This window comes from Deinococcus sp., from assembly GCF_018260405.1.
GTDB lineage: Bacteria > Deinococcota > Deinococci > Deinococcales > Deinococcaceae > Deinococcus.
This window is the reverse complement of sequence record NZ_JAGLBG010000269.1, coordinates 1-265: the sequence shown is the minus strand read 5'-3', so window position 1 is coordinate 265 and position 265 is coordinate 1. Positions and strand designations below refer to the sequence as shown.

Genomic DNA, 265 nt, shown 5'->3' with positions numbered 1-265 from the left:
GCGTCTGGACGCCCTGCTGAATCGGGTGCCGTTGAAGTCGAAGCCGAACGAGCGACTCCGACTGGGAATCCTGAAGCAGAGCGTGCTGGACCGGTTGTGGCGGTTCCTGAAGGACCCGGACATTCCACCGACGAACAACGCCGCGGAACGGAGCTTGCGGACGGTGGTGATGGCGAGGAAGGTCTCGCAATGCAGCAAGAACGCGGTGGGTGCGCAGACGTACATGCGGATCAAGTCCACCGTGGAGACCGCGCGGTTGCGCGGT

Annotated in this window: 1 protein-coding gene; it reads left to right on the top strand. The window is 63.8% G+C overall.

What is annotated here, in order from left to right; all coding sequences use genetic code 11:
• Positions 1-265, top strand: a 265-nt coding sequence (locus tag QZ269_RS13475) for a transposase (RefSeq protein WP_291427197.1), incomplete at both ends; no start/stop codon positions are given.